Raw genomic sequence first — 21,825 nt, 5'->3', positions numbered from 1 at the left:
CGGCCTGCGCGAACGGCGTAAGGGGAAACCGGCTAGAAGGCGAAGTGCTCCGCGCTCATGACCATCAGGCACGCTGCGCCGCCGAGCAGCGCCTCCCGATGGGCACCGGCGCGCGGCAGCAGCCGTCGCCAGTAGAACTCCGCCGCCTGCAGCTTGGCCTGGTAGAACGCCCGGTCATCCGTGCCACGGTCAAGCGCCGCGGCGGCACACACCGCCGCCCGCAACCACAACGCCGCCAACAGCACGTAGCCAGAATAGGCGAGGAAATCCACCGACACCGCGCCGATCTCCTGGGGATCGGCCCGGCAGACATCCAGCACGTGCTGGCTGAGGGAACGCCACTGCTCCAGGCGCTGGCCCACCACCCGGGCCATCTCGTCCAGGGCGGGATCGCTGCAGGCAGCCACCTCATCGAGCAGTTCCCGGATCAGTTGTTGCACCTGCTCGCCACCATCGGCCAGCACCTTGCGGCGAATCAGATCCAGCGCCTGGATACCGTTGGTGCCCTCGTACAGCTGGGTGATGCGGCTGTCGCGCATCAACTGCTCCATGCCCCACTCGCGGATATAGCCGTGCCCGCCATGGACCTGCACCGCCAGGCTGGAAACCTCCTGGCCGACGTCGGTGAGAAAGGCCTTGACGATGGGGATCAGCAACGCGGCCCGGTGGCCGGCGGCGGCGCGGGCCTGTGGGTCCGGGTCACCGTGCTCCAGGTCAAGCTCGCGGGCCACGCACGCCGCCAGCAGGCGGCAGCCTTCGACCAGGGTCTTCTGGGTCAGCAGCATGCGGCGCACATCGGGATGGCTGATAATCGGGTCGGCGGCGCGCCCGGGCGCCACCGGCCCGGCCAGGCTGCGCGACTGCAGGCGCTCGCGGGCATAGGCCAGCGCCCCCTGGAACGCCGCCTCGGCGATGCCCAGCCCCTGCAGGCCAACCTGAAAGCGCGCATCGTTCATCATGGTGAACATGCACGCCAACCCCTGGTTGGCCTCGCCCACCAGCCAGCCGCGGGCGCCCTCGAAGTTCATCACACACGTGGCAGCACCGCGGATGCCCATCTTGTGCTCCAGGGCGCCGCACTCGACGGCATTGCGTCGCCCCACGCCGCCGTCCGCACCCGGCTCGAACTTCGGCACCAGGAACAGGCTGATGCCCCGCACACCGGCCGGTGCCTCCGGCAAGCGGGCCAGCACCAGATGCACGATGTTCTCGCTCAGGTCCTGGTCGCCACCGCTGATGAAGATCTTGCTGCCGCTGATGCGGTAGCTGCCATCCGCTTCCGGTTGGGCCCGTGTGCGCAGCAGCGCCAGGTCGGTACCGGCCTGCGGTTCGGTCAGGCACATGGTGCCCGTCCACTCGCCGCTGACCAGCTTGCCCAGGTAATCGCGCTTGAGCGCCTCGCTGCCGTGGCGATGCAGGGCCAGCACGGCGCTCTCGGTGAGCCCGGAGTAGATGCGAAACGACAGCGAGGCGCCCATCAGCATTTCATGGAAACTGGCCGAGACCAGCTGCGGCAGGCCCTGCCCCTCGTACTCGAGCGGGCCGGTCATGCCGGCCCAACCCTGTTCGACGTATTGCCGATAGGCCTGGGCAAAGCCCTCCGGGGTCAGTACCCGGCCCTGCTCCAGACGACAGCCCTGCTCGTCGCCCTGGCGGTTGAGCGGTGCCACCACCTCGCTGACGAACCGTGCGCCCTGTTCGAGGATGCCATCGAGCGTCTCGCCGTCCAGGCCGTTGCCAAGGCGGCGGCAGTGCCCCACCCCGTCGAAGACCTCATGGAGCACGAAACGCATGTCACGCAAGGGTGCCCGATAGTTCATGCCCGGCCCTCCCGCACATCGGCCAGCCGCGCCAGGATCAACCCCAGGTCCTGCGCGGTGTCGAGCACGGCGGGCGAAGTCGCGGCGCCGATAACGGCGGTTTGCTGAACGTGGTAGGGGTGGCTCACTCGCGGCGCTCCTGAATCGATGATCGAAGGGATTGCCGCAACCCTAGTCAGGGCCCTAGTATTTTTGAAATTTTAATTTTGCATCCCATGTATTCCAGCCATGAATATATCGACCTTCGATCTCAATCTGCTGCGGGTGCTGGACATGCTCCTACGCGAACAGAACGTGTCGCGGGCCGCCGAGCGCCTGGCCCTGACCCAGCCGACCGTGAGCAACGCCCTGGCCCGCCTGCGCGACCTGCTGGGTGATCCGCTGCTGGTACGGGTTGGCCGGCACATGCGCCCCACGCCTCGCGCCCTGGCGCTGGAAGGGCCGATCCGCGCCGCGCTGCAACAGATCGAACAGACCCTGGGCAGCGACAACAGCTTCGATCCCGGCCGCAGCCACCGCCAGTTGCGCATCGCCCTGACCGACTACGCCGAACAGCTGTGCATGTCCGGGCTGCTCGCCACCTTGCAGACCCAGGCGCCGCACCTGCGGGTCGATGTGGTGCACCTGGCACCGAGCCTGCCGATGGAAGCCCTCGACCGAGGCGAGCTGGACCTGGTGCTCGGCCGCTTCGATGAGTCTCCCGCGCGCTTCGAACGCCGCCACTGGCGCAGCGAAACCCTGCGTATCGCGGTACGTCACGACCATCCGGCGGTGAACGCAACGCTCGACCTGGCCACCTTTCTCGGCCTGCGCCACCTCTGGGTGCATGGCGGCCAGACCCGCGGCATGGTCGACCAATGGCTGGCGGAACAGGGCCTGTCGCGGCGTATCGTCTACACCACGCCCAACTACCTGCAAGCCGCGCACCTGGCGGCGGAATCGGACCTGTGCGTGGTCCTGCCGACCGCGCTGGCCACGCACTTCGCGCAACTGCTGCCGCTGCAACTGTTCGAACTGCCGTTCGCGCTGGAGCCGTTCCAGCTGGAACTGGTCTACCTCGCGCACCGCCAGCACGACCCGGCGCTGGCCTGGCTGGTGGAACGGATCATGGATATCCGCGCGGACTGAGGGGGTGGCCGATCAGACTGTCGACCGCCAATCGTACGACAACCATCCTCCTAGCCTTCTGCCAGTGAAGAGCCCCGAATGACTCGTCCTCAGCCTCAGAAGCCTTCGATCACCCAGGGCTCAACCTTTATAACCGGGCGATCTACCTGAGCTGACGCGGCACCTTCGCAAATGCATCCATCTCGCCGATCGAGAAAAATGGCACTAGCTTTCGGCTAAGTTGTACGATAACTTACCTCTACAGAAATTCCTTCCACCCTCGTGCCACTGGATACCTAGAACAATGACGCCACAAGAACTGAAATCCATCCTTTCCCACGGCCTGCTGTCCTTCCCGGTCACCGACTTCAATGCCCAGGGCGACTTCAACGCCGCCGGCTACGTCAAGCGCCTGGAATGGCTCGCACCCTACGGCGCCAGCGCCCTGTTCGCCGCCGGTGGCACCGGTGAGTTCTTCTCCCTCGCGGCCAGCGAATACAGCCAGGTGATCAAGACCGCCGTCGACACCTGCGCCCAGTCGGTGCCAATCCTCGCCGGTGTCGGCGGCTCGACCCGCCAGGCCATCGAATATGCCCAGGAAGCCGAGCGTCTGGGCGCCAAGGGCCTGCTGCTGCTGCCCCACTACCTGACCGAAGCCAGCCAGGACGGCGTGGCCGCCCACGTGGAAGCCGTGTGCAAATCGGTGAAAATCGGCGTGGTGGTGTACAACCGCAACGTCTGCCGCCTGAACGCCGACCTGCTGGAAAAGCTGGCCGAGCGCTGCCCGAACCTGATCGGCTACAAGGACGGCCTGGGTGACATCGAACTGATGGTGTCCATCCGTCGCCGCCTGGGCGATCGTTTCAGCTACCTGGGTGGCCTGCCGACCGCCGAGGTCTATGCGGCGGCCTACAAGGCCCTGGGCGTACCGGTCTACTCCTCGGCGGTGTTCAACTTCGTGCCGAAAACCGCGATGGACTTCTACAACGCCATTGCCCGTGACGACCACGCCACCGTTGGCAAGCTGATCGACGACTTCTTCCTGCCGTACCTGGACATCCGCAACCGCAAGGCCGGCTATGCGGTCAGCATCGTCAAGGCCGGTGCGAAGATCGCCGGCTACGACGCAGGCCCGGTACGGACCCCGCTGACCGACCTGACCGAACAGGAATACGAAGCCCTGGCGGCGCTGATGGACAAGATGGGCCCACAATAAGCGCGCCCCTGCGGACTGCCAACACCGCACCCGGAGCCGGGCAACCGCCGGCTCCGGTCACAACTCGTTAGCCCGCACAAAAATAACTAGTGGGAGTACAAGGCATGCAAGCGACTAAAAAGACGCATGTGCGCTACCTGATTCTGCTCATGCTGTTCCTGGTGACCACGATCAACTATGCCGACCGGGCCACCATCGCCATTGCCGGCTCCAGTCTGCAGAAAGACCTGGGCATCGACGCTGTCACCCTCGGCTACATCTTCTCCGCCTTCGGCTGGGCCTACGTGGCCGGCCAGATCCCCGGCGGCTGGCTGCTCGACCGCTTCGGTTCGAAAAACGTCTACGCCTTCAGTATCTTCAGCTGGTCGCTGTTCACCATGCTGCAGGGTTTTGTCGGCGGCCTGCCCGTGACCTGGGCGGTCGTCACCCTGTTCACCCTGCGCTTTCTGGTCGGTTTCGCCGAAGCCCCGTCGTTCCCCGGCAACGCCCGGATCGTCGCGGCCTGGTTCCCGGCGGCGGAACGCGGCACGGCCTCGGCGATCTTCAACTCGGCGCAATACTTCGCCACCGCGCTGTTCGCGCCGATCATGGGCTGGATCGTCTACCACTTCGGTTGGGAACACGTGTTCATCGTGATGGGCGTGTTCGGCATCGTGTTCTCGGGCATCTGGATGAAGACCATCTACAACCCGAAACAGCACCCGCGCATCAGCCCGAGTGAACTCGAGCACATCGAGCAGAACGGTGGCCTGGTGGACATGGACCAGAAACGCAGCAACGACGGTCCGAAGTGGCACTACGTCAAGCAACTGCTGACCAGCCGCATGCTGCTGGGCGTGTACCTGGGCCAGTACTGCATCAACGCCATCACCTACTTCTTCCTGACCTGGTTCCCGGTGTACCTGGTGCAGGAACGCGGCATGACCATCCTCAAGGCGGGCTTCATCGCCTCGCTGCCGGCCATCTGCGGCTTCATCGGCGGTGTGCTCGGTGGTGTAATCTCGGACTGGCTGCTGCGTCGTGGCCACACGCTGACCTTCTCGCGCAAGCTGCCGATCGTCTGCGGCCTGATGCTGTCGACCACCATGGTCTTCTGCAACTACGTCGAGGCGGAATGGATGGTGGTCGGCTTCATGACCCTGGCATTCTTCGGCAAAGGCATCGGTGCCCTGGGCTGGGCGGTCGTGGCCGACACCTCGCCCAAGCAGATCGCCGGCCTGTCCGGTGGCCTGTTCAACACCTTCGGCAACATTGCCTCGATCACCACGCCGATCGTCATCGGCTACATCATCAGCGCCACCGGCTCGTTCAAGTGGGCCCTGGTGTATGTCGGTGCCAACGCCTTGGTCGCGGTGTTCAGCTACCTGGTGATCGTCGGCCCGATCAGGCGGATCGAATTGCGTGACGGCCCAAAGGATGAAGCGGCAACGGATGCCAATCCCACGATGAAAGTCGCGGGGGCGCGTCACTGAGCAAGAACCCGTGCATGCCCGCTACATCGCGGGCATGCACGCAGAACAAAGCCTGAGAAATCCATAAGAAAGGCACGACCATGCAGTTGATCGAACATTCTGACTCGCCCCGCTACGTCCGCCTGCACGACGACGACAACGTCGTGGTGGTGGTCAATGACGGCGGCCTGGGCGAAGGCGCCCGCTTCTCCGATGGCCTGACGCTGGTACAAGCCGTGCCGCAGAGCCACAAGGTCGCCACCGTGTTCATCGCCAAGGGCGAACCGGTGCGCCGCTACGGCCAGATCATCGGCTACGCCCTGGAAGACCTGCGCCAGGGCAGTTGGGTGCAGGAAAGCCAACTGGCCATGCCGGCCGCCCCGGAACTGGACAGCCTGCCACGCTGCGATGCCGTGCCCGACGCCCTGCCCCCGCTGGAAGGCTTCACCTTCGAAGGCTACCGCAACGCCGACGGCACCGTCGGTACCCGCAACATCCTCGGCATCACCACCACCGTACAATGCGTGACCGGCGTGCTCGAACACGCGGTCAAGCGCATCAAGGCCGAGCTGCTGCCCAAATACCCCCACGTCGATGACGTGGTCGCCCTCACCCACAGCTATGGCTGCGGCGTGGCGATCAACGCCCGCGACGCCTACATCCCGATCCGCACCGTACGCAACCTGGCGCGCAACCCCAACCTGGGCGGCGAAGCGCTGGTCATCAGCCTGGGCTGCGAGAAGTTGCAGGCCGGCCAGGTGATGCACGACAACGACCCGTCGGTCGACCTCAGCGAGCCGTGGCTGTACCGCCTGCAGGACGCCAGCCTGGGCTTCACTGAAATGATCGATCAGATCATGGGCCTGGCCGAAACGCGCCTGAAGAAACTCGACCAGCGCCGCCGCGAAAGCGTGCCGGCCAGCGAGCTGATCCTCGGCATGCAATGCGGCGGCAGCGATGCCTTCTCCGGCATCACCGCCAACCCGGCCCTGGGCTACGCCGCCGACCTGCTGGTACGTGCCGGTGCCACCGTGCTGTTCTCGGAAGTCACCGAAGTGCGCGACGCCATCTACATGCTCACCTCCCGTGCCGAGAACCAGGACGTGGCCGACGCGCTGGTGCGCGAGATGGACTGGTACGACCGCTACCTGCAACAAGGTGCGGCCGACCGCAGCGCCAACACCACGCCGGGCAACAAGAAAGGCGGCCTGTCGAACATCGTCGAGAAGTCCCTCGGCTCCATCGTCAAGTCCGGCAGCGGCGCCATCCAGGGCGTGCTCGGCCCGGGCGAGCGGGTCGACCGCAAGGGCCTGATCTTCTGCGCCACCCCGGCCAGCGACTTCGTCTGCGGCACCCTGCAACTGGCCGCCGGGATGAACCTGCACGTGTTCACCACCGGTCGTGGCACCCCGTATGGCCTGGCCATGGCCCCGGTGGTCAAGGTGTGCACCCGCACCGAGCTGGCCGAGCGCTGGCCCGACCTGATCGACATCGACGCCGGGCGCATCGCCACCGGCCGTTCGAGCATTGAGGAACTGGGCTGGGAGTTGTTCCACTACTATCTGGATGTGGCCAGCGGCCGCAAGCAGACCTGGGCCGAGCAGCATAAGCTGCACAACGACATCACCCTGTTCAACCCGGCGCCGATCACCTGATGCACCCGGCCGGCTCGATGTTCGCAGCCCCTGTAGGAGCCGGCGGTGCGGCTCCTACAGGGAATCGAGCCAGCCCATTCCATCCGCATTCCTTCCTTCACTTCTCTCTAAAGGAGCATTCCATGCCTGAGATCCTCGGCCACAACTTCATCGCCGGCCAGCGCAGCGCCGCTGGCACCCAGCACCTGCAGAGTCTGGACGCCACCACCGGCGAGGCCCTGCCCTACACCTTCGTCCAGGCCACCGAAGCCGAAGTGGACCGGGCGGCCAAGGCCGCCGCTGCCGCCTTCGCCGAGTTCCGCCAACTGGCGCCGACCCGTCGCGCCGAATTCCTCGATGCCATCGCCGCCGAACTGGATGAACTGGACGACAGCTTCGTCGCCATCGTCTGCCGCGAAACCGCCCTGCCGGCTGCCCGTATCCAGGGTGAGCGTGGCCGTACCAGCGGCCAGATGCGCCTGTTCGCCCAGGTCCTGCGTCGTGGCGACTTCCTCGGTGCCCGTATCGACCTGGCCCTGCCTGAGCGTCAGCCACTGCCACGCGTCGACCTGCGCCAGATGCGCATCGGCGTCGGCCCGGTCGCCGTGTTCGGCGCCAGCAACTTCCCGCTGGCCTTCTCCACCGCCGGTGGTGACACCGCTGCGGCCCTGGCCGCCGGTTGCCCGGTCGTGTTCAAGGCCCACAGCGGCCACATGGCGACTGCCGACCTGGTCGGTTGCGCCATCCAGCGCGCTGCCGAGCGTACCGGCATGCCAAAAGGCGTGTTCAACATGGTCTTCGGCGGTGGTGTCGGCGAGTGGCTGGTCAAGCACCCGGCCATCCAGGCCGTTGGTTTCACCGGCTCTCTGAAAGGCGGTGACGCCCTGTGCCGCATGGCCGCCGAGCGTCCGCAGCCGATCCCGGTCTTCGCCGAGATGTCCAGCATCAACCCGGTGATCATCCTGCCGGGCGCCCTGGCCAAGCGTGGCGAAGCCATCGCCCGCGAACTGGCAGGCTCCGTCTGCCTGGGTGCCGGCCAGTTCTGCACCAACCCGGGCCTGGTCATCGGCCTGCAATCGCCGCAGTACAGCCAACTGCTGGGCGAGCTGGGCCAGCACCTGGACCAGCAAGCGGGCCAGACCCTGCTCAACGCTGGCGGCCTGCGCAGCTACGTCGGCGGCCTGGAGCACCTGAAGGCTCACGCTGGCATCAAGCACCTGGCCGGCCAGGCCCAGGAAGGCAGCCAGGCCCGTGCCCAGCTGTTCAAGGCTGACGCGCGACTGCTGGTGGAATCCGATCCCCTGCTGCAGGAAGAAGTCTTCGGCCCGACCACCGTCGCCGTCGAGGTCAAGGACAACGAGCAACTGCGCGCGGCCCTGCTCGGCCTGCGTGGCCAGCTGACCGCCACTCTGATCGGTGAAGCGGAAGACTTCGAAGCCTTCGCCTGGCTGGTGCCGCTGCTGGAAGAGAAAGTCGGCCGTATCCTGATCAACGGCTACCCGACCGGTGTGGAAGTGTGTGATGCGATGGTCCACGGTGGTCCGTACCCGGCGACTTCCGATGCCCGTGGTACTTCGGTGGGCACCCTGGCGATCGATCGCTTCCTGCGTCCGGTCTGCTACCAGAACTACCCGCAGTCGCTGCTGCCTGAGGCACTGCGTGATGGCAACCCGTTGGGGCTGCGTCGCCTGGTGAATGGGCAGTGGAGTGATGCGGCGATCTGATTGCTGCGTTGATGGAGAGAGCCCCGCTTTGGCGGGGCTTTTTCATTTCCGGCGGTGTGTGTGTCCGTTTGAAGGTAGGCGTGACCTACCCCTGAGGGTCTTCAGTTTTCGGGAGACTCTGGTTCGCTACGGGGACGCCATCCAGCAGCGCGTCGACCACTGCCCGCGCCATCTCTACTGAATGCAGCATGCTCCAGAACAATGCTCGCTCGAAAGGATCGGTGTGCAGGCTGAGTTCGTCGCCGTTGAGTTCTGCCGTTTCGAGCAGGCGCGAGACGTGGGCCAGCGCGTCGTAGGCAGTGACGCCCTCCTGGATGGCGAACAAGGAAGGTTTATCAAGGGATTCTGGTGCAACGGGGCGGAAACGGGTGAATGTGAGACTGTCGAGTAACCGGGTGCTGGATGCTGTGTTGTCTGTGCCGAAAGCCCTGTTGGCAGGCGGCGGATCAGGGACAATTTTCTTGGTCATGGTGAAGTTCCTTTGTTGGGTCAGGAGCCCGTCACCTACGCTGCAAAACGAGGGGTGGCGAGCCGTACACAGGTTTGCAGACCGGCAACAAAGGAACCGGCAGGCCGAAGCCTCCTGCGCACAGCTCGCCATAACGCGAACGAAAAAATGCCGCTGATCGCGGCGTTGTGCGCCTTTGTTGTCACGGGCTGCAAAACCCGTATCGCTGAATTTGCAGCGACCTTGGGACTGTAGCCATGACGTTTGGCGCACACAATATTGTCCCACGCTTGAATCACGTAGGAAATATGAGATTTTTAGGAAGGCTGTTTCAGCTTAGCCTTGAAAGCTCATTCTGGCAGGAGCGATAGGCACTTGGTGTTCAGTCCCGGAGAGTCATGGTGCATCCTTAACGCCTCAGGAGGAGGATGCATTTTGGAAGGACGTATCCATGGTTCAGCCCGAACGACGCCGCGAATTCGAGCCGAGCTCCAAGCGTCGCAAGAGTCGAATCGAAAGCTTGCCACTCGCTACCAGTTGAACGTGAAGATAATGACCAAATGGCGTTCGCGATCAACAACCCAAGATTCTCGAATGGGTCCCTCTCAGCCACACAGCTCCAAGCTGACAGAGTCAGAGGAGGCGATGGTGGGGTAGAACCCGTTCCTCTTGAGTAAGCTGTAGGCGCGGGTGCAACCGCGCCTACGGTACGATTTTGAAATGCTCGGTAATCCGAGACCCGCCCGCACCTAGCTAAGTTCCACCTCCAGTAGATAAGCAGGCACAACCTTTTCGAGTGTCTCCAGCGTAGAGGTGACTTTGCTTACGGGCATATCAGCGAGCCTAGACTCACGTACACGACGAAGGTTCGCGCCGCTTGCAAATACAACTTCCTTCTCGTTGCCGTGTTCGCCCTCACGGCTATAGGCATAGGCCTTCGTTTCTGAATTTGTGACCCGCACAACCATCAGGTCCACACGGCCAGATTCGTATGCCTTGCCGCGCCACTCGGCATTTCTCAATGCCACCTGAGGGCAGAAAGAGGTTGATAGCGGGCGTGTCGTGATGAAGCTATTGCTGTCACTTGGCCAGAGCCCTCCGTGGAACAAAAACTGCCCATCAGCCATTTTTACGCCATTAACCTTGATCGCGGCATCAGCAGGCTCCCAGTCTCGCTCGGTGAATGAGCCTTGGTAAGCGCTAAGCTCCGGGGGCTCGGCCAATGGCATCGACCTCCGCAGCGCCTGGTATTCAGCGCTTGAATCCAGGGCTGCCTCAACGTGATTCTCTAGCCCATTGTCAGCGCGCACTGTTAGCATTCGAGCCGCAGCTTCAGAGGCTGTGGCTACCACAGCGATAAGCTTGTCGTTTACATCCAGAGCTTGGCTTGGATGCACGCCATGATTCACAACAAGATCCAAGGCCTCCTGGTGACTATTACGGCGCCTGGTCCAAACCTCATAGGGCTTGGCGAATACGTCTATGAGACCGGCCTTCCTTTGCATTTTTATCCCTCTAATCTGAAAATCTTGATATTTGCTTGCCGCTTTGCGTTCAGTAGCCTGCGGATCGCAATTGTACCGAGTATACGTCGCGTATTGTTACCGAACGGCAGGAGGCATCGTCACCGATCCAGAACCCAGCATTTGTGCGTGAGGACGGAGTTATCGCAGGCGCGGGCGATGGCTTTGAACTGAGGTGAGCCACCGGCAATCACTCATCTTCGAGCTCCGTCTTTCTCTTCTGGACCATCGAGATGGGAGGCAAGAAAAACATGGACCGCTGAGCTGCCGGCATCAGGATATCGGAGGACTTGATGCTGCTGCCCTTGCGCCGCCTGGTACCACTGTCTTTGTCGAAAACCTCTATGTCCTTGCACAAAATTGGCATGTGGAGGGCCTCGCGCACGATGCTCTCGTTGGCCATTGTGCCGTTGGCCATGCTCCTCATCATGGTCTCGAACGTCTGTACCGGCTGTTGGTAGATCTGTCTGGGCAGCAGCTCGGAGAGCTCGGTCTCGATGCGTTTTCCGGTGACGCTGTCGAAGAAGTGCTCTTCTCCGAAGCCTAGGTTGTGTTGATCTGTAACCTGAATGTCGCGTTTAGTGTCGTAACCCACGAACAATGCGGGCGTCATGGAGTGCGAGAAGTGGTTGCCGTACTTCCAGTGAATTTCCTTCATCACGGCATTGGCGCGATAGCTCTTCGCAAGATGAATGAACCAGTAGGTGCGAGGGTTAGCACCAAATGGCGTTATGAAGAATACCGTCATGAACTCTGCGCCGCTTTCTTTCAGTATTCCCTCTGCCAGGAAGCGTTGAATGAGATGCTGCCATTCATGGCGCATCGTAGCCTTAAAGGCCGGGAGTTTTTTCCACGGAATGTATTTTTCAAGGTCGATATTCTGCAGTGCCTTGCGGTTTTCCTCTCGCTCTGAAAGATAGTCAATCAGGCTGTCAACGTTGAACGTCAGCAAAACCTCAGCGTTTCCAACCTCCTGAAAGATGGTGCGAATGCTGGAGAATGGAACATCTTTGTAAGCATACTGGTCCAGCAAGAAAAGTGCGCGCTGGGAGAACTTGAATTGCTTGATCTGATTGATTAACGCCGGAAGTGCGTCGGTGAAGCGAGACCTAATGGGGAACACGTCCTTGTTTATTAAGTGAGAATACCCTTTCTCGTTGAGTATCGCGCCCAGGTAATTTAGGTTGTCTTTTTTTATATCTACAAAATAATATTTTGCGATTACCTCGCGGGCTTGCTTTCTAAGTATGTTAATTTCCGCAACTGTCTGGCGCACAGTGTCCAACGCGATGATCGGCGATCCATAATGAACGCCTATACCATCATCGTTTTTATAAATTCCCCCTCCACAGAATCCATCGATTATGTTAATCCCAATTCGGGGAATCATCTGGTTACTCATCAGGACCGTAATGTAGGAGCGAATATAGTCTTGGATGATCTTGTGCTTAATCTTGCTATGTGGGTCAATCTGAGGATATGTCCCAGTGGAAATATTCCATTTGTATTTTTCATCCTTGGCCATCCGATAAACCCTTTAACTCAGGCTAAATTCAACAGAGGTATTTCATCCCAGGTCTGGCCTTTCAGCAGCCGCCCGTTTGCTTTTTTAGAGCGCTTGATGCCATCCGCACCCCAGCCGCCCCACTGTTTGAAGAAGAACGCGGAACCTGAGATATCGCACTGGCGATGAATATTGTCGACCCACTCTTGCTGCATAGGGCGCGCTTTCGCACCTGACTCGCCTCCAACGATCACCCAGTGGATATCGGTCAGGTCTATTTCACCGAGATCTTCCAGAAGGGGCTCTGCCGAGAGGAACCGGATTGTGGCATTCACACGACGCAAGCAATCGATACGAGGAACGCCATAGGCTTTATCTTCGACCGATACGCCCAGCCAGGCGTTGGTAGGTGGAACGCGCCCGCTGAAGTAATCAGCCAAGCGTTCCGCACGCTTGGTCAGAATCTGAAAAGTATGTTGCGTTGCCTCACGTATGACGTCAAAAACCTGGTCGATGTAATGATCAGGGACTTTTTCGTGAAACAGATCCGACATGGAGTTTACAAAATAGATAGTCGGCTTCTTGCGCTGAAGTGGTTCTCGTAGCTTCTCCGGGCGCAGGCTAAGTTTGAAACCATTATCATAACCTGGAGTGCCCATTGCTTGCAGCCGACGCGCCATATTCTCGGCATAACAATGCTTGCAGCCCGGCGATACCTTGGTGCAGCCCACGATAGGGTTCCAAGTCATTTCGGTCCATTCTATGCTCGTCTGGGTACTCATTGCACTGTAACTCCTGTCGTGCACGATGCTCATATAAACCGGGCGCGACTAAAATGGTTATCACCTTTATGTTTGGAGTTTCTGTTCGGACTCCTGTCAAGCCATAAGCATAACACATATATCCGATAGACTCAGCAAAATAAGATCTAATTAGTACACTATTTTTGCTAGAAACCTTGTGACGCGTTAAGGCTTTTTGTCGCCGGCTAATTTTTTACTGTTGATAAAAGCTAACAAATATCTTTTTGCGAAAGTGGTTCTGCGCACAGTACCCATCGTTCACTTTTTTTCGACCAGTTAGGTCTTACCGGATTTTTTGTCCGCTTTCGAACATCCGCATCCAGATTTATGATTTTCTCTTCTTTAGCGAGTTCTTTAAATGCCAGTTGCAGGTCCGTCGGGTAGAGGTCAGTTTCCACAAGGAAGTTTGCCCAGCAATCATTGTCCACCAGCAACGGTGTGGTAGAGAGACGTGTCAGCAAATACTTTTTGGCGAGCATCCTGTTGTCTCGAACGCTGACTGGCTCGGGCTGATCCTCAGGTAGGGAGAAAAGGTCATAGACAGGAAGCCTCTTGCTCGCTTGCTGTCTTAGCTTGGCCTCGAACTGACTGACGCGCTGCACCATATCCATCTGCTCGGCGGCCTCTTTGAAGACAATGAGTCCTTTGGAGTGTCGCGTGAGATAGATCAGGAAGTACAGCACGCGGTCCATTCCCGGTCTCTCTACCGTGACGTACGCTGTCCTACCGTTGTACAAATCACCCACTACCTGGCGGTACTGGGAAACAATGATGTGCTGCCGCTCGGACGCCGTCTCTTTGCCTGAAAACGTGACTGGCTTTCCGAGCAACTCTTCAACGTTAGCTTGCTGGGCCGTCATCGACATCGCTCGGTTGAGGAAGTCGTACATCAAGTTGATGAGAAACTCGGCTCTGTTCAATGTCAATAGCGGCGCTAGTACCGGCGCGTTGATGACCTTCCGCCAGCCTTTGGGATCAATGAAAAAAAAAGTGAAACCCTGTTTTGCCCAACTCGCGATATCGTCGATTTTCGTCATGTAGTCGCCGTGGATGCAGCTGGCCTCTACGACACTGCCCATGTTGTTGGAGAGAAAATTTTGTAGCTTTGCGAAAGCTTCGTCGTTCTTCTCTATATATAAGGCGCGGAATTTCACCTTTGCACCATGCCGCTCCTCAAGCGCCTTTGCGCAATCCTTCATCAGGCTTAACGAGATACCAATGGAGGTGTCGCGCAAGTCATTAGATTCTTCTGACCAGGGGCCGGCGAAGCAGTCGACGAAATTGATCACCTTCTCACTGCGGCCTATGATCATGAACAGCCGCTGCAAGTAAGTTCTCAGAATGGTGTGCTTGACGTAAGCCTGTTCTCTACCCTGATATTCCATTGGTATCAAAGACATTTCACTTCCTTGTTGACCCTCTCGGTCGCCTATCACGGATCGGCTTATCACGTTGAGTGGCGCGTAGTGGCGATACGATATCTTAGCCTGAGTCAGGTGGCTACGGCCGCCTCTGCAGTGCACCGAGGTCCATTGTTGCCGTTGACCGTTACTAGAAGCTCATTCGCAGCGGTGTAGATGAGGGCCCCCTCCATCCCCGCAGGTTCATGACGCACAGACAGAGCAGTTGGAATCTCAAGGCTCCGGGCCTCTTCCGGTTACTCCAAAGCACGTTGCCGAAGATGGAGCAGCAGAAGTCAATCTTCCTGCTGTTCGAATGACGTGACCCCGTATACCATGCTGCCAGTACCATCGTCACCACGGCTGGCCATTCGAGAAACCCGATCCAGTACTTTATGCCCTATCCAATCGTTGGTTCAGTTCGAACACGAGAAAAGGGGACGGATCTGGGACGGACGGATCTGGGACCGGATCTGGGACGACCGGATCTGGGACGGATCTATTTTCTAAGAAGCCTTAGGCCCGACCACTGTCGCCGTCGAGGTCCAGGACAACGAGCAACTGCGCGCGGCCCTGCTCGGCCTGCGTGGCCAGCTGACCGCCACCCTGATCGGCGAAGCGGAAGACTTCGAAGCCTTCGCCTGGCTGGTGCCGCTGCTGGAAGAGAAAGTCGGCCGGATCCTGATCAACGGCTACCCGACCGGTGTCGAGGTGTGTGACGCGATGGTTCACGGTGGGCCATACCCGGCGACTTCCGATGCCCGTGGGACGTCGGTGGGTACCCTGGCGATCGATCGTTTCCTGCGTCCGGTTTGCTACCAGAACTACCCGCAGTCGCTGCTGCCTGAGGCACTGCGTGATGGCAACCCGTTGGGGCTGCGTCGCCTGGTGAATGGGCAGTGGAGTGATGCGGCGGTCTGATTGCTGCGTTGATGGAGAGGGCCCCGCTTTGGCGGGGCTTTTTTATTTTTGGGGTCGGTGTTTCGCTTTGCCTGTCCTGGGACTAGTCTGGCCTTACTGAATTCGTTCACAACTCCACCTTTGGTCATCGGAATCTTTATGCAGTCAGATCAGACCGGATGTCTATGCTGCCGTATTTTAGTATTCGCTATCAACCGTTGCCGTCTACCACTTTCAGAAACCTACCTTTCTGAAATAGGCACCCATTGCAGCTTCAACCGGCTTAGCCCACCCTTAGAAAGCTGAGGGTTGACTTTCTTGAGCACCGGTCATATGAAGATATTGTCATGCAGCGAGCGGGGAACCGCATCATAATCGTTATCGCTGGCTGCTCTCTAAAAATGCCACCTGACGCAGCGCACTAAATGCCAATTACTCCAGTGACCCGGTTCATCACACTTCCACGCCTCGGCGTAGGCAGTCAGAAAATTTCGACCAGTCGAAATCTGATTTTATAGGAGCTAATGGCTCAGGCAAAACTCGCCTTGGGGCCTGGCTTGACATGGACTCGCCCGATCAAGCTCACGTATTCAGAATTTCTGCGCAGAAGTCGCTTAGTATGCCTGACACGTCGACACCTGTGGCTATTGATGTTGCGGAGCAAAACTTGATATTTGGTTCTGTTGGTTCGGGACAAAGCAAGTTTCCTCGATGGCGAGAGAACCCAGCAACGAAACCCTTGAATGACTACGATAAGCTCATGGTCTATCTGTTTTCGGATGAAACTGAGGAAAATGCCAAATACAAGGTGGCTCAGCGCGAGTCCGCCACCAAACTCGATCCTCCACTGACGAAGATGGACAAGGTAAAGCAGGCATGGGAGCGAGTTCTTCCTCACCGCGAGCTTGTGGTGAGAGGATTACGAATACAAACTCAGGTTCGTGGGGGGACGAGCAAGATCTACAACGCGTCTGAGATGAGCGATGGCGAGCGTGTGATCTTCTATCTGATTGGACAATGTCTTGCAGCACCCAAAAACGGCATCATTGTCATTGACGAGCCTGAGTTGCACTTACATAAGTCAGTGCAAGCTCCACTGTGGGCCGAGATTGAGGATTTGCGCCCCGATTGTCTTTTCGTATATCTAACTCACGATGTGGATTTCGCCGTCGCCCAAGAAGGAGCTCAGCGCGTCTGGCTCAAGTCCTTCGATGGAACATCTTGGGATTGGGAACTCATTGAGGAAAAGGAGGATTTCCCAGATGAACTCTTAATCGAGGTTCTCGGCAGTCGAAAGCCCGTTGTATTCATCGAAGGCCTCAACGGTAGTTACGATGTTTCGCTCTATCGCGAGATTCTCACCGGTTTTCTGGTAATACCTCGCGGTAGCTGCGATCAAGTCATCCAAGCTGTTCGTGCTTTGCGCTCGAACACTCAGCTCCACCACTTACAGGTCTACGGCATTATCGATCGTGATCGGCGCATGGCATCAGAAATCGCAGCCTTGCAGAACGATAACATCTACACTCTGGAAGTTGCAGAGGTCGAGAATTTATTCTGCACACCAGAGGTTCTCGCACTCGTCAGCACCCGCTTAGTCCGTGACGTTGAAAAAGACTTCAACCAGGCTGTCAGTCAGGTTTTCAAACAATTAAACAGTGAGCTCGATACTCAAGTCTCTTTACGAGTCATCGCAGAAGTGAAATTCAAGCTCAACTGCTTCAATGCGTCAGCTCGCGGAGAGCCCGCCATCTCTGCCGCTTTGCAACAATTGACACAGAGCATTGACATTCCTGCCCTCTATGAACAATTCGATCGGGAATTTCGAACCGTGATCAACGAGGCAGATTACCGGGGACTACTGCGTATATACAATCGAAAGTCTCTGCCAAGCCAGATTGGAAACGCATTAGGCTTGAAGACAGGAGAGCTTGCCGAACTGGTGCTCCGTCTTGCTCGTACTGATGAGCGCGTCGCAGTCATTGCGGCCATCAAACCGTACCTCGGAGCCTTTGCCAATTTCTTAATTTGACCAAAGTCGGAAAGCACTCGTAGAAAAGGTGACGCCCATTAAACCGAGACGGATCGCTGCGGCAGATTGACCTATACTCACATACTGGTGTTAGCCACCTATCGAAAATCTCGACCAGCGGAATTCGGTTTGGAGCGTGTGATAAGCCACCCGAGGCAAAGTGAGAAACGGAGTTAATATAATGAACGACTACTGCATATATCTAGATGGACCGTAACCGATCCCTAAACCCCACCTACTAAACGGTGGGGCTCAGGTTTACCGTGGCATCTCTGGTGAGCAGTTCCACGGCAGCAAGGCTTCGTAGTCCTCTACCGACTTCGCCTGCGGTAACCGCTCCAGTACGTGGCGTAGCCACGTATAAGGCTCCCGGCCTTTGGCTTTCGCGGTTTCGACCACGCTGTAGATCTTCGCGCTAGCGGTGGCGCCGTTGACGGTATCACTGAACAGCCACGCCTTGCGCCCGATCACAAACGGCTTGATCGCGCGTTCGGCAGCATTGTTGTCGATGGGTAAAAACCGGCTTCGATATATCGCTCCAGGCGACTCTAGTTGTTCGCCAGGTAGTGCACCGCTTTGCCCAATACACTTTGTGGTGTCACCTGCGGCAAGGTTTTCTCCAGCCAGTTCTTCAACTGCTGCAGGATTGGCCGGCTGTCTTGCTGGCGACCTATAAAACGCTGCTCATCCGTTGTGTCCTTCAAGTCGCGCTCAACGCCGTACAGCTTGTTGATCAGGTTCAGAGCGATATCGGCCCGACCGGTCTTACCCTTGGGCTGCACTTTTTGTGCGTCCACGAACTTGCGGCGTGCATGGGCCATGCAGGCCAGACGCTCCACACCCGGCTGCAACGCCAACGCGTTATAGCCGGCGTAATCATCGGTCATGACATAGCCGCGATAACTTTCCAGATTTGCATCGGCACGATGTCCAGCTGTTCGCTGGCTTCTTCGCCCATGACATGTTTGCGGCAACCGCAGGCGCAGATTTGTTCCTCATCGGGCAAGTCGTACTCGACCACGACACGCGGCAGGCTCGCCGCCAGCGGTTTGCGTTTTCCCCGGCGCGGGGTCGGCGCAACCACTTCTTCTTCCGGATCTTCGACGGTCAGCAACGGCTCGCTCTCGGCCTCGTTGAACATTTCCAGTTGCGGCGTATTGGGGTCGACGGTCCGCTCGGACCTCCGGCCAAAGAACCGGTCACGCCACAACTTGACTTGCTCTTTGAGATCGTCGATGTGGCTCACATAGGCCTGGTTGACTTCCTGCTCACGCGAACGCGCAGCGTAGCTCTCAAGCAGTAGCTGCTTGAGCAGAACAGGATCATCGGGAAGGTCGTCGGGCATGGAAATCATGCCGCGGATTATACCGGGTTAGGCGACATATCGAGGCGTCAGAACTTGATGGGGACGGTTGCGCCAGAGGTCAAAACCGTCGAGTAGCCAGTTGAGTTCCTGAACCGTCAGCACGATGACGTCGTCGGTAAGTTCGGGCGTGGTTTTGAAACGTTAGGCTTCGAGGCGCTTGAGCCAAAGGCAGAAACCGTTGCGCTCCCAATACAACACCTTGATCCGGTTACGCGCCTTGTTGAGGAAGACGAACAACACAGGATCGAACACGGCGACTTTGATATCCAACTCGACCAGGGCAGCCAGGCCGTCGATGGATTTTCGGAAGTCCACGGGCTTGGGGTAGAGGTACACTTTTTCAACGCCGGCGTTGGGACGCATCATGGCAAAGGCTCCGGAAGCTATTTGGGCCCCCAGCATCACGCCTCAGATTCTTGGTTTGAATGTGGGGGCGGTGGATCGCTTACTGAAAATCGCCGCAATCGATCAGGTTCTGAGGGGGACTGATAGGGCAAGTTTGTTGAGCCGATTGGAGATTCAGGGCAATGTCATGTCGTATGACGCTGAGCCTGAATGACTGCTATCAGCCAAAAACGGACAGCCACTTTCGAATGTACAAGCGTGATTTTCATAGACCGATGGGGAGGTGCCGCTGCCTTCTGAGGTGCCTGATGAGCGGCTTACTAGGCTCCAATCGGGCGTAGCGCTCTGTGGAAGCAGTTCAACGAGACAAGGGTTGCCATAGGTGCGAGCGAGTAGTCAGCCGTTGGCCGTTTAGGCATTATGTAGGTATGGACGGGCCAACGTGGCCAATGACTGAGAATCTGCGTAAAAGGTGACAAATGGCTGGAAAATATAGTCAAGGTAGACCGAATATTCCTGAACCAATACGTAGGGAAGTAATGACAGAGGCAGGCCATAAGTGCAGCGTTCGCCATTGCACTGGATTCTACGTTGACATTCATCACATAAACGAAAACAGAGAAGATAATCGTCCCGCCAATCTTATCGTTCTATGCACTGAACACCATAGAATGGCTCACGATAAGAAGATTGATCGACTTTCGCTTGGTCAATACAAGGCAGATTTAAAAAGAGATGCATCATCCTTGCAATTTGTTCGAGCCACAGAAGGTGATCGAGCGTTCAGATTCTTGGAGATTATTAATGAAATACTCAGCTATAACAATGAAGGGGAAATAATTAATATCCTCACTGGTGCTGGTTATGATTTCCCCATTGAGATCTATCACAAAATCCAGCAATTTCTTGAAAATAATTTTCATTACGAACAAGCCTTGAGATCGCATGATCCTGAGCTAAGAAATAATCAAGATATGATAGTTGAGCGATTAGCAAAAATCAAAGTCCTCATTGACTCCCCAAGATATAGGCCATTGGCCTACGACTTCAGATACATTCCCTTGGCCCGACCTGGCTCTAGCGCGTACGACAAGGAAATCTATGACCAGATCAAGTTAGTCGATGAACTCGTGGGTAGTATATTCCAGTTGCTTCATGAAATTTCAATCTATTCATCCCTCCGAACGTGAGTCTTATTTTTAAAGTAAAAGTCCGCAACTCGGCCCCTAAGTTTTAATTTGGCTGAAACCCTCAGATTTAGCTTTTGGATAGTTTTCGCCCAGCGCCTATACAGTGTGTGGCTAAGAGCTTTCAACTAGTCGTCGATGACGTTGCTCCCGTTACAACTTATCCAATCAACTTTCGCCCGAGGGACGTGCTTTAGCGCAATGTTCTTCGAACGGCGGCTATCGCCGTTTTCGCCTCGGCGGCCGGCTGATGGGCCGGATAGCTCCGTCCCATGGGCGGGCGCACGCTTGTACTCCCTCACTGAGGAGAACAAACCATGAAAGCGATAGCAGTCGTTAGCCACGAGCCTTGGAACAAGGGAACGCTCGTTGGTCAGAAAGCACCGCTCCGGATTAGGGATATCTGGGCTATACGCGTCAGACTCCAGCTTGCGGAGAAAACCAGGGACTTGGCTCTTTTTGACCTGGCAATCGATAGCAAGCTGCGCGCCTGCGACCTCACCAGGCTGCGCGTGCGGGACATTGCCCACGGGGAGCACGTTTCACCGAGAGCTATTGTGATGCAGCTAAAAACCCATCGTCCGGTGCAGTTTGAGATCACAGAGCAGACACGCTCAGCGGTGGAGGCTTGGATACGCCATGCAAAGCTTCGAAGCGAGAACTTCCTGTTCCCAAGTAGGCTTGCCCGCTCGGAGCATATTTCCACCCGACAGTACGCACGGATCGTCAAAGCCTGGGTGACAGCGATTGGTTTGGATCCATCTCTATACGGAACCCATACCCTGCGGCGAACCAAGGCGTCGCTGATCTACCGCAGGACAAAAAACCTCAGGGCCGTACAGCTCCTACTGGGCCATACGAAGCTGGAAAGTACTGTCAGGTACCTTGGCATCGAGGTAGACGACGCTCTGGAGATGGCCGAGCAAACAGAGGTTTAGCCGCATGACCTAGCGACGGCTGGGGGCCGTCGCTATTCGGCCAGAAGCAGACATTGACTACCAGAGTTCGAATCAGCACTACAAACCGATTAGTCAGCTTTCACGACCGGCGCAACGAGTTTTGTCGTGGTTACACCATGAGTTTTCCCGTCTGCCTGATTCAGTCTTCTCCGGAGTCGAGCGAAGGTGCGAAATTTTGCATCTGATGAGCCGTGTTCGCTTGCACACGAGCTAACTCGTCAATGCTCAGCAGGTCGATACGGCCGTTGGGTAACTTTCTTACCCGTCGGAGGCTCTCAATCGCCTCTCCCCCCACACCAGAACCAAACCGCATCCGATCGGTATTGCACAGGTCAAACAAGAACCCCATTCGTTCTTCAAAAGCAGCCCGTGTGGCCGGTGCTTCAAAAAAAGCCATACGTGATCT

The 21,825-nt window shown here is 57.9% G+C and carries 17 protein-coding genes and 2 pseudogenes; 9 read left to right on the top strand and 10 right to left on the bottom strand.

What is annotated here, in order from left to right; translation table 11 throughout:
- Window positions 1-32: 32 nt before the first annotated feature.
- Together ACM62G_RS24530 and ACM62G_RS24525 are read right to left on the bottom strand one after the other, a co-directional pair.
- A complete protein-coding gene (locus ACM62G_RS24530; RefSeq protein WP_419735811.1) occupies window positions 33-1,820 on the bottom strand; it encodes an acyl-CoA dehydrogenase C-terminal domain-containing protein in 1,788 nt (595 codons plus the stop codon).
- Window positions 1,817-1,948 carry a hypothetical protein gene (locus tag ACM62G_RS24525; protein ID WP_273820979.1) on the bottom strand — a complete coding sequence of 44 codons (132 nt, stop codon included), beginning with the start codon at window positions 1,946-1,948 and terminating at the stop codon, window positions 1,817-1,819. The genes ACM62G_RS24530 and ACM62G_RS24525 overlap by 4 nt, the downstream gene beginning before the upstream one ends.
- A gap of 100 nt (window positions 1,949-2,048) precedes the next feature.
- Between ACM62G_RS24525 and ACM62G_RS24520 the strand changes: the two genes are divergently transcribed.
- The 5 genes from ACM62G_RS24520 to ACM62G_RS24500 all read left to right on the top strand — a co-directional run bounded on the left by ACM62G_RS24520 (window position 2,049) and on the right by ACM62G_RS24500 (window position 8,952).
- Window positions 2,049-2,948, top strand: a complete 900-nt coding sequence (locus tag ACM62G_RS24520) for a LysR family transcriptional regulator (protein ID WP_419735810.1) — start codon at window positions 2,049-2,051, stop codon at window positions 2,946-2,948.
- Between the two features lie 283 nt (window positions 2,949-3,231).
- The gene (gene kdgD, locus ACM62G_RS24515) at window positions 3,232-4,143 is read left to right on the top strand and encodes a 5-dehydro-4-deoxyglucarate dehydratase (protein ID WP_054060954.1); all 912 of its coding nucleotides are present in this window, start codon (window positions 3,232-3,234) and stop codon (window positions 4,141-4,143) included.
- A 104-nt stretch (window positions 4,144-4,247) separates the two neighbouring features.
- A complete protein-coding gene (locus ACM62G_RS24510) occupies window positions 4,248-5,615 on the top strand; it encodes an MFS transporter (protein ID WP_419735809.1) in 1,368 nt (455 codons plus the stop codon).
- Window positions 5,616-5,695: 80 nt separating this feature from the next.
- Entirely contained in the window at window positions 5,696-7,249 is a 1,554-nt protein-coding gene (gene garD, locus ACM62G_RS24505; protein WP_054064555.1) for a galactarate dehydratase, read from the top strand.
- A 122-nt stretch (window positions 7,250-7,371) separates the two neighbouring features.
- Window positions 7,372-8,952: an aldehyde dehydrogenase (NADP(+)) gene (locus ACM62G_RS24500; protein WP_419735808.1), complete on the top strand. Its 1,581-nt coding sequence runs from the start codon at window positions 7,372-7,374 to the stop codon at window positions 8,950-8,952.
- 85 nt (window positions 8,953-9,037) lie between these two features.
- Here ACM62G_RS24500 and ACM62G_RS24495 read toward each other — a convergent pair whose 3' ends face one another.
- The 5 genes from ACM62G_RS24495 to tcmP all read right to left on the bottom strand — a co-directional run bounded on the left by ACM62G_RS24495 (window position 9,038) and on the right by tcmP (window position 14,630).
- Window positions 9,038-9,421, bottom strand: coding sequence for a hypothetical protein (locus tag ACM62G_RS24495; RefSeq protein ID WP_419735807.1), 384 nt, complete (start codon window positions 9,419-9,421; stop codon window positions 9,038-9,040).
- A gap of 728 nt (window positions 9,422-10,149) precedes the next feature.
- On the bottom strand, window positions 10,150-10,905 hold the full coding sequence (locus ACM62G_RS24490) for a hypothetical protein (protein ID WP_419735806.1): 756 nt from the start codon (window positions 10,903-10,905) through the stop codon (window positions 10,150-10,152).
- Window positions 10,906-11,113: 208 nt separating this feature from the next.
- The gene (locus ACM62G_RS24485) at window positions 11,114-12,448 is read right to left on the bottom strand and encodes a three-Cys-motif partner protein TcmP (RefSeq protein WP_419735805.1); all 1,335 of its coding nucleotides are present in this window, start codon (window positions 12,446-12,448) and stop codon (window positions 11,114-11,116) included.
- Between the two features lie 17 nt (window positions 12,449-12,465).
- Window positions 12,466-13,209, bottom strand: a complete 744-nt coding sequence (locus ACM62G_RS24480) for a phage Gp37/Gp68 family protein (RefSeq protein ID WP_419735804.1) — start codon at window positions 13,207-13,209, stop codon at window positions 12,466-12,468.
- Window positions 13,210-13,439: 230 nt separating this feature from the next.
- Window positions 13,440-14,630: a three-Cys-motif partner protein TcmP gene (gene tcmP, locus ACM62G_RS24475; RefSeq protein ID WP_419735803.1), complete on the bottom strand. Its 1,191-nt coding sequence runs from the start codon at window positions 14,628-14,630 to the stop codon at window positions 13,440-13,442.
- 510 nt (window positions 14,631-15,140) lie between these two features.
- On the opposite strand from tcmP, the pseudogene ACM62G_RS24470 reads away from it, so the two are divergent.
- Both ACM62G_RS24470 and ACM62G_RS24465 read left to right on the top strand, forming a co-directional pair.
- Window positions 15,141-15,551: pseudogene (locus ACM62G_RS24470) on the top strand (aldehyde dehydrogenase (NADP(+))); the annotation flags it as partial.
- Between the two features lie 598 nt (window positions 15,552-16,149).
- Window positions 16,150-17,562 (top strand): DUF4435 domain-containing protein, encoded by a 1,413-nt coding sequence (locus ACM62G_RS24465; protein WP_419735802.1) that lies wholly within the window; start codon window positions 16,150-16,152, stop codon window positions 17,560-17,562.
- A 258-nt stretch (window positions 17,563-17,820) separates the two neighbouring features.
- Here ACM62G_RS24465 and tnpC read toward each other — a convergent pair.
- Together tnpC and tnpB are read right to left on the bottom strand one after the other, a co-directional pair.
- Window positions 17,821-18,916, bottom strand: a pseudogene (gene tnpC, locus ACM62G_RS24460) (IS66 family transposase).
- A gap of 153 nt (window positions 18,917-19,069) precedes the next feature.
- The gene (tnpB, locus tag ACM62G_RS24455) at window positions 19,070-19,294 is read right to left on the bottom strand and encodes an IS66 family insertion sequence element accessory protein TnpB (RefSeq protein ID WP_419735801.1); all 225 of its coding nucleotides are present in this window, start codon (window positions 19,292-19,294) and stop codon (window positions 19,070-19,072) included.
- A gap of 458 nt (window positions 19,295-19,752) precedes the next feature.
- On the opposite strand from tnpB, the gene ACM62G_RS24450 reads away from it, so the two are divergent.
- Both ACM62G_RS24450 and ACM62G_RS24445 read left to right on the top strand, forming a co-directional pair.
- Window positions 19,753-20,463, top strand: coding sequence for an HNH endonuclease signature motif containing protein (locus tag ACM62G_RS24450; RefSeq protein WP_419735800.1), 711 nt, complete (start codon window positions 19,753-19,755; stop codon window positions 20,461-20,463).
- A gap of 314 nt (window positions 20,464-20,777) precedes the next feature.
- On the top strand, window positions 20,778-21,398 hold the full coding sequence (locus tag ACM62G_RS24445) for a tyrosine-type recombinase/integrase (RefSeq protein WP_419735799.1): 621 nt from the start codon (window positions 20,778-20,780) through the stop codon (window positions 21,396-21,398).
- Between the two features lie 160 nt (window positions 21,399-21,558).
- Here ACM62G_RS24445 and avs1c read toward each other — a convergent pair whose 3' ends face one another.
- The gene (gene avs1c / locus ACM62G_RS24440) at window positions 21,559-21,816 is read right to left on the bottom strand and encodes an AVAST type 1 anti-phage system protein Avs1c (protein WP_419735798.1); all 258 of its coding nucleotides are present in this window, start codon (window positions 21,814-21,816) and stop codon (window positions 21,559-21,561) included.
- Window positions 21,817-21,825: the final 9 nt, after the last annotated feature.

Source organism: Pseudomonas sp. COR18 (genome assembly GCF_048568395.1).
GTDB lineage: Bacteria > Pseudomonadota > Gammaproteobacteria > Pseudomonadales > Pseudomonadaceae > Aquipseudomonas > Aquipseudomonas fuscovaginae_B.
This window is presented reverse-complemented; position numbering and strand designations above follow the sequence as displayed.